This is a genomic window from Inquilinus sp. (assembly GCF_039594555.1).
Classification (GTDB): domain Bacteria; phylum Pseudomonadota; class Alphaproteobacteria; order DSM-16000; family Inquilinaceae; genus Inquilinus.
Map to the genome: position 1 here is coordinate 20,558 of NZ_JBCNNF010000039.1, position 7,582 is coordinate 28,139.

7 protein-coding genes are annotated in these 7,582 nt (G+C 69.8%); all 7 read left to right on the forward strand.

Annotated elements, in window-relative coordinates; translation table 11 throughout:
* Positions 1–102: 102 nt before the first annotated feature.
* The 7 genes from ABDW35_RS06610 (at position 103) to hlyD (ending at position 7,429) form a co-directional block, all read left to right on the forward strand.
* Positions 103–1,659 (forward strand): ABC transporter substrate-binding protein, encoded by a 1,557-nt coding sequence (locus ABDW35_RS06610; protein ID WP_343713060.1) that lies wholly within the window; start codon positions 103–105, stop codon positions 1,657–1,659.
* Positions 1,660–1,740: 81 nt separating this feature from the next.
* Positions 1,741–2,709, forward strand: a complete 969-nt coding sequence (locus tag ABDW35_RS06615; protein WP_343713061.1) for an ABC transporter permease — start codon at positions 1,741–1,743, stop codon at positions 2,707–2,709.
* 4 nt (positions 2,710–2,713) lie between these two features.
* Complete coding sequence (locus ABDW35_RS06620; RefSeq protein ID WP_343713062.1) at positions 2,714–3,616, forward strand: ABC transporter permease; 903 nt, start codon at positions 2,714–2,716, stop codon at positions 3,614–3,616.
* 14 nt (positions 3,617–3,630) lie between these two features.
* Complete coding sequence (locus ABDW35_RS06625) at positions 3,631–4,596, forward strand: ABC transporter ATP-binding protein (RefSeq protein ID WP_343713063.1); 966 nt, start codon at positions 3,631–3,633, stop codon at positions 4,594–4,596.
* Complete coding sequence (locus tag ABDW35_RS06630) at positions 4,593–5,624, forward strand: oligopeptide/dipeptide ABC transporter ATP-binding protein (protein ID WP_343713064.1); 1,032 nt, start codon at positions 4,593–4,595, stop codon at positions 5,622–5,624. The genes ABDW35_RS06625 and ABDW35_RS06630 overlap by 4 nt, the downstream gene beginning before the upstream one ends.
* Before the next feature lie 177 nt (positions 5,625–5,801).
* Positions 5,802–6,428: a TetR/AcrR family transcriptional regulator gene (locus ABDW35_RS06635; RefSeq protein ID WP_343713065.1), complete on the forward strand. Its 627-nt coding sequence runs from the start codon at positions 5,802–5,804 to the stop codon at positions 6,426–6,428.
* The gene (gene hlyD / locus ABDW35_RS06640) at positions 6,425–7,429 is read left to right on the forward strand and encodes a secretion protein HlyD (protein WP_343713066.1); all 1,005 of its coding nucleotides are present in this window, start codon (positions 6,425–6,427) and stop codon (positions 7,427–7,429) included. The genes ABDW35_RS06635 and hlyD overlap by 4 nt, the downstream gene beginning before the upstream one ends.
* Positions 7,430–7,582: the final 153 nt, after the last annotated feature.

Sequence of the window (7,582 nt, forward strand, 5' to 3'; positions counted from 1 at the left end):
CAAGATCCAGACGAGGCACCGATGGCGGATGTGAGACAGCGAGGCGGATCCCGGGCCCAGGCCATGCCCGCGCCTTTGCGATGGGCGGCGACGGGACTGCTGGTGGGGGCTGCCATCCTGGCGACCGCGGCGGCGGCGCGGGCGGAGACCTTCCGCTTCGCCTTCCAGGGCAATCTGAACACACTCGACAGCTACCAGTACAACGAGACCTTCACCACCGCGACGATGAGCAACGTCTATGAGGGGCTCACCCGGCGCGACAAGGACATGCAGATCATCCCGGCCCTGGCCACCGGCTGGGAGGTGACGGATGACGGGCTGAAATGGCGCGTCCATCTGCGCCCGGGCGTGAAGTTCGCCAATGGCGATCCGTTCACCGCCGACGACGTGCTGTACTCGCTCGACCGGCTGCGCGCCCCGGGCTCGGACATCAAGGGCCGGGTGCCGGCGGACATGAAGGCGGCGAAGGTCGACGACGTCACGGTCGACTTCATCCTGACCAAGCCCAACCCGCTCCTGAACGCGACCTGGGATTCCTGGCCGATCTTCGACAAGGAATGGTCGGAGGCGAACAACGCGGTGGCGCCGTCCTCGACGGCCGACAAGAACCCCGGCTACGCCGTGCTGCACGCCAACGGCACCGGCCCGTTCATGGTCGAGAGCCATGAGATCGGGGTGAAGACGGTGTTCGTGCGCAACCCGAACTGGTGGGGCAAGCCCGAGGGCAACATCGACCGGATCGAGTTCACGCCCATCGCGTCCTCGGCCACCCGCGTCGCCGCGCTCCTGTCCGGCCAGGTCGACTGGGTCGACCCGGTGCCGGTGCAGGACCAGGACCGCGTCTCCGGCAATGCCGACACGGCGCTGCTGACCGCGCCCGAGCTGCGCACCATCTTCCTCGGCCTCGACCAGGACCGCGACGAGCTGCTGTATTCCAACATCAAGGGCAAGAACCCGTTCAAGGACCAGAAGGTGCGGCTGGCGCTGTACCAGGCGATCAACGAGGACGCGATCGCCCAGCGAATCATGCGCGGCCAGGCGACGCCGTCGGCGCTGATGATCTCGCCGGCGCTGTTCGACCGGGCCGGCGAGTTCAAGCGCCACCCCTACGACCCAGAGGCGTCGAAGAAGCTGCTGGCCGAGGCGGGGTATCCGGACGGGTTCGAGGTCACGCTCGACTGCCCGAACGACCGCTACGTCAATGACGAGGCGATCTGCCAGGCGGTGGTGTCGATGCTGGCCCGGGTCGGGGTCAAGGTGACGCTGAACGCCCAGCCGCGCGCCAAGCACTTCACCCAGATCGGCGAGGCCGGCGGCCACAGCACCAGCTTCTACCTGCTGGGCTGGACTCCGGACGGCTATGATTCGCTCAGCGTCTTCAACAACCTGGTGCGCTGCCGCGCGCCGGGCGTCTCGGTCTCGAACGATGGCGGCTACTGCAACCCCAAGGTCGACGCCCTGGTCGACGCCTTCTCGGTCGAGGGCGACAAGGCCAAGCGCGACGACCTGATCGCCCAGGCCTACGACATCCTGCTGAACCAGGATGTCGGCTACCTGCCGCTGCACCAGCAGGCACTGTCCTGGGGCGTGTCGAAGAAGTTCACCGTGGTCCAGCGGCCGGACAACTGGCTGATCTTCGACTGGATCAAGAAGAACTAGGACCTTCGGTCCAGACCCGCCGGGCGGCGGTCTTCGGGTCGCCGCCCGTCCTTTTCCTCGGCACAACGGCAGCGGGGTAGGATGCTGGCTTTCATCCTGACGCGCGTGGCGCAGGCGATCCTGGTGATGCTGGTGGTGGCCTTGCTGGCCTTCACCATGTTCCGCTTCGTCGGCGACCCGATCAACCAGATGGTCGGGCAGGAGACCACGGAGGCGGAGCGCGAGGCGCTGCGCCAGAGCCTGGGGCTGAACGACCCGGTGGTGGTCCAGTTCGTCCGCTATGCCGGCCATGCCGCGCGGTTCGACTTCGGCAACTCCTACCAGTTCAAGCAGCCGGTCTCCGGCCTGATCGGGGAGCGTGCGCCGGCGACGCTGGAGCTGTCGCTGACCTCGGCCCTGCTGGCGCTCCTGATCGGCATGCCGATGGGCGTGTTCACCGGCCTCTACCCGCAGCGCTGGCTGTCGCGCCTGTTCCTCGGCGGCTCGCTGGTCGGGGTGTCGCTGCCGACCTTCCTGATCGGCATCCTCCTGATCTTCATCTTCTCGGTCGAGCTCGGCTGGCTGCCCTCCTTCGGCCGCGGCGACGTGGTGCGGCTGGGGTGGTGGAGCACCGGGTTCCTGACCCTGTCCGGCCTGCGCTCGCTGATCCTGCCGGCGATCACGCTCGGGCTGTTCCAGATGACCCTGATCATGCGCCTGGTGCGCGGCGAGATGCTGGAGGTGATGCGCACCGACTTCATCCGCTTCGCCCGCGCCCGCGGCCTGACAGACCGGGCGATCCATTTCGGCCATGCGCTGAAGAACACGCTGATCCCGGTCATCACCATCACCGGGCTGCAGCTCGGCTCGATCATCGCCTTCGCCATCATCACCGAGCAGGTGTTCCAGTGGCCGGGCATGGGCCTGCTGTTCATCCAGGCGGTGGCCAATGTCGACATCCCGATCATGGCCGCCTACCTGCTGCTCAGCGCCTTCATCTTCGTCACCATCAACCTGGTGGTCGACATCCTCTACGCCGCGGTCGACCCGCGCATCCGCGTGGGGGCGTGAGGCCATGCGACGTTTCCTCGACAGCGACCTCGCCTGGCGCTTCCGCCGCTCGCCGGTCGCCATCCTCGCCCTGCTGGCCACCCTGCTGATGCTGATCGGCGCGGTGGCGGCGCCGCTGATCGCGCCGCAGGACCCGTTCGACCCCGCAAGCCTCGACCTGATGAACTCGCTGATCCCGCCGGCCTTCGAGGCCCAGGGCGACCCGCAATTCCCGCTCGGCACCGACGACCAGGGCCGCGACCTGTTCTCGGCCATCCTCTACGGCACCCGGATCTCGCTCTTCGTCGGCTTCGCCGGCGTGGCGCTGGCGATGCTGATCGGCGTCACCCTCGGCCTCGTCGCCGGCTATCGCGGCGGCTGGGTCGGGGCGGTGATCATGCGCGTCGCCGATGTCCAGCTGACCTTCCCGGCGATCCTGATCGCGCTGCTGATCAACGGCATCGCCCTGGCCCTCGTCGGCAAGGGCGGCGGCACCGACCTGCAGATCGGCGTCATCGTCGTCGCCATCGGCCTGTCCTACTGGGTGCAGTACGCCCGCACCGTGCGCGGGTCCACACTGGTCGAATCGAAGAAGGAATACGTCCAGGCCGCCCGGCTGATCGGCCTGTCGGACTGGACCATCATGTTCCGCCACGTGCTGCCGAACGTGACCGGCCCGGTGCTGGTGATCGCCACCATCAACCTGGCGCTGGCGATCATCACCGAGGCGACGCTGTCCTTCCTCGGCGTCGGCGTGCCGTCGACCTCGCCCTCGCTGGGCACGCTGATCAACATCGGCAACCGCTTCCTGTTCTCCGGCGAGTGGTGGATCACGATCTTCCCCGGCGTCGCCCTGGCGGTGCTGGCGCTGTCGGTCAACCTGCTGGGCGACTGGCTGCGCGACGCCCTCAACCCGAAGCTGCGGTGAGGGGGATGGCCGACATGACGCTCAGCGTCCGCGACCTCAAGGTCCAGTTCCGCAACCGCCGCGGCCTCCTGACCGCGATCGACGGCGTCTCCTTCGACATCGCCCCCGGCGAGGTGCTGGGCGTGGTCGGCGAATCCGGCGCCGGCAAGTCGATCACCGGCACCGCCGTGATCGGGCTGATCGACCCGCCCGGCCGCATCGCCGGCGGCGAGATCCGGCTGAAGGGCGAGCGCATCGACAACCTGAAGCCCGAGGCGATGCGGCGGATCCGCGGCCGGCGCATCGGCATGATCTTCCAGGACCCGCTGACCAGCCTGAACCCGCTCTACACCGTTGGGCGTCAGTTGACCGAGACCATCACCACCCACCTGCCGCTGGGCCGCGACGCGGCGCGGCGCAAGGCGATCGCGCTGCTGGAGGAGGTCGGCATCCCCGCGGCGGCGGCGCGGATCGACAGCTACCCGCATGAGTTCTCCGGCGGCATGCGCCAGCGCGTGGTCATCGCCCTGGCTTTGGCGGCGGAGCCGGAGCTGGTGATCGCCGACGAGCCGACCACGGCGCTCGACGTCTCGGTCCAGGCCCAGGTGATCGCGGTGCTGAAGCGGCTGTGCCGCGAGCGCGGCACGGCGGTGATGCTGATCACCCACGACATGGGCGTGATCGCCGAGACCGCCGACCGGGTGGCGGTGATGTATGCCGGCCGCATTGCCGAGATCGGGCCGGTGCGCACCGTGATCCGCCAGCCGCATCACCCCTACACGGTGGGGCTGATGGGCTCGATCCCCACGGTCGAGGGCGATGCCGAGCGGCTGCAGCAGATCCCCGGCGCGATGCCGCGGCTGGACGCCATCCCGCCCGGCTGCGCCTTCAACCCGCGCTGTTCCGCCGCCTTCGACCGCTGCCGGCGCGACCGTCCGAACCTGATGGCGGCGGGGCAGGGGGCGGCGGCCTGCTGGCTGGTGGAAGGAGGCCGGGCATGACGGCGGATTCTGTGGTCGAGGTGGTGGGGCTCAGCCGCCGCTTCGACCTGTCCCAGCCCTGGCTGGCCCGCCTGCTGGGCGGGGCGCCGCGGCTGACCCTGAAGGCGGTGCAGGATGTCAGCTTCACCATCCGCCGGGGCGAGACGCTGGCCCTGGTCGGCGAATCCGGCTCCGGCAAGTCTACCATCGCCCGGCTGGCGGTGGGGCTGCTGCAGCCCAGCGACGGGTCGGTGCTGATCGACGGCATCGACCTGGCCGACCCGGCGAAGAAGGTGCAGCTGGCGAAGCTGCGCCGGCGCATCCAGATGATCTTCCAGGACCCCTATGCCAGCCTGAACCCGCGCTGGCGGGTCGACCGCATCGTGGCGGAGCCGATCCGCGCCTTCCGCCTGGCCGCGTCCCAGGCCGAGACGGCGGAGAAGGTGGCGGGGCTGTTGCGTCGGGTCGGCCTCGACCCGCGCGACGGGCGGAAGTTCCCGCATGAGTTCTCCGGCGGCCAGCGCCAGCGCATCTGCATCGCCCGGGCGCTGGCGTCGCAGCCGGAGTTCATCGTCTGCGATGAGCCGACCTCGGCGCTGGACGTCTCGGTCCAGGCCCAGATCCTGAACCTGATGAAGGACCTGCAGCAGCAGGACAGGCTGACCTATCTGTTCATCAGCCACAACCTGGCCGTGGTCCGGCACATGGCCAGCCGGATCGGCGTGGTCTATCTCGGCCGGATGGTCGAGCTGGCGCCGGCCCGGTCGCTGTTCCGGGCGCCGCGCCACCCCTACACCCGCATGCTGCTGGACGCGCTGCCGGACCTGGAGATGACGGGCCGGCCGCGGCGGATGGTGGAGGGCGAGATCCCCAGCCCGATCGCCCCGCCGCCGGGCTGCGCCTTCCATCCGCGCTGCCCGCTGGCCAATGACCGCTGCCGCAGCGAGGTGCCGAAGCCGCTGTCCGCCGGCGACGCCCAGGTCGCCTGCCACGCGGTGGAGGAGAGGCGGGACGGCGTGCAGGCGGCGCCGCTGCGCATGACGGTATAACCCTTTGCTCGACCCGCTGAATGACAGCCGATCAAGGGCCCCTCCGTTCAGGAGGGGCTCTTTCAGCTTGTCCGCTCGGGCCTCCGACCGCGGCTGACCTGGGTGAAGCTTGACTCGCGTCGTCGCCTTCACTAATAACTGACTGGTCAGTCATTATCGAAGGCGAGCGAACCGGCGATGGCGCAGGCGGTGCGGAGACGGCGGAAGGAGGCGCGGCCGGCGGAGCTGCTGGAGGCGGCCTTCGCCCTGTTCGTGGAGAAGGGCTTCGCCGCGACGCGGATCGACGACATCGCCGCCCGAGCCGGGGTCAGCAAGGGCACGGTCTATCTGTACTTCCCCAGCAAGCAGGCGGTGTTCGAGGCGCTGGTGCGCCAGTCGGTGCTGCCGAATGTCGAGCGGCTGATCGGCGAGACGGCGCGGCCCGGCACGCCGGTGCTGGAGATCCTGCCGCGGCTGCTGCGTGCCATCACGCAGACCGTGGTCGGGTCGCCGCTGCTTCATTTCCCGCGCCTGATCATCGCCGAATCCCCGCAATTTCCGGAGTTGGCGCAGTTCTGGCGCGAGACCGTGATCGACCGGATGCTCGGCGTCGTCTCCGGCCTGATCCAGCGCGGCATCGCGTCCGGCGAGATCCGGCCGGTCGATCCGGCCGATGCCGCCCGGCTGATGATCGCGCCGCTGCTGATGGCGGTGATCTGGGGCACCACCTTCGTCCACCCGGATGAGAGCTTCGACCTCGACACCTTCATCGACCGGCATCTCGACCTCTATCTGCGCGGCCTGGCGGCGGAGGCGCGGCCATGAGACGGCGCATCCTCGCCGCTGTCGCCGTCCTGATCGCGGCCGCCATCGCCGCCGGCTGGTGGTTCGACCTGCCCGGCCGGCTGGGCTGGCGCCAGGGCCGGGGCGACACGCTGACCCTCTACGGCAATGTCGACATCCGCCAGGCCGAGCTCGGTTTCCGCGTCTCCGGCCGGCTGGCCGAGATGAGGCTGGAGGAGGGGGAGGCTGTGACCGCAGGCCAGGTGCTGGCGCGGCTGGACGACCGGCCGTTCCAGGACAGCGTCGCGGCCGCAAAGGCCAGCGTGGGGGCGCGCCAGGCCGATCTCGACAAGCTGGTCGCCGGGCCGCGCGCCGCCGAGATCGCCCAGGGCCGCGCCACGGTGGCCGAGCGCGAGGCCGATCTGGAGAACGCCAGGCTGGCCTTCGACCGTACCCGGCAGCTGCGCCAGAGCGGCAACGCCCCGCAATCGACGCTGGACCAGACCCAGGCCGACCGCGACATGGCCCAGGCCCGGCTGGATTCGGCGCGCCAGGCGCTGGAGCTGCTGCTGGAGGGCAACCGGGCCGAGGACATCGCCGCCGGCCGCGCCACCCTCGCCGCCGCCCAGGCCGACCTCGCCACCGCCGAGACCGCGCTGGCCGACGCCACGCTCAAGGCCCCGGCCGACGGCATCATCCTGTCGCGGGTGGCGGAGCCGGGGGCGATCATGGCGCCCAGCAGCGTCGCCTATGTGCTGTCGCTGACCAAGCCGGTCTGGATCCGCGCCTATGTGGCGGAGCCCGATCTGGGCCGGGTGCATCCGGGGCTGATGGTCGAGGTGGTGACCGACACCCGGCCGGACCGGCCCTACCATGCCAGGGTCGGCTTCGTCTCTCCGGTGGCCGAGTTCACGCCGAAGACGGTGCAGACGCCGGAGCTGCGCACCGACCTGGTCTACCGCCTGCGCATCATCGTCGACGACCCCGACCCGGCCCTGCGCCAGGGCATGCCGGTGACCGTGCGCGTGCCGAAAGCGGGGTGAGATGGCTGCGATTGAGCCAACCGGATGGGCCGGAGCCGCCCCCTCACCCGAAATCGCCAGGGCGATTTCGACCTCTCCCCAAGGAGAGGTGAATGGGACTGCGCACCATTTCCCTCTCCTCGGGGAGAGGGAGGGGCCCGTCGCGTTGGCGAC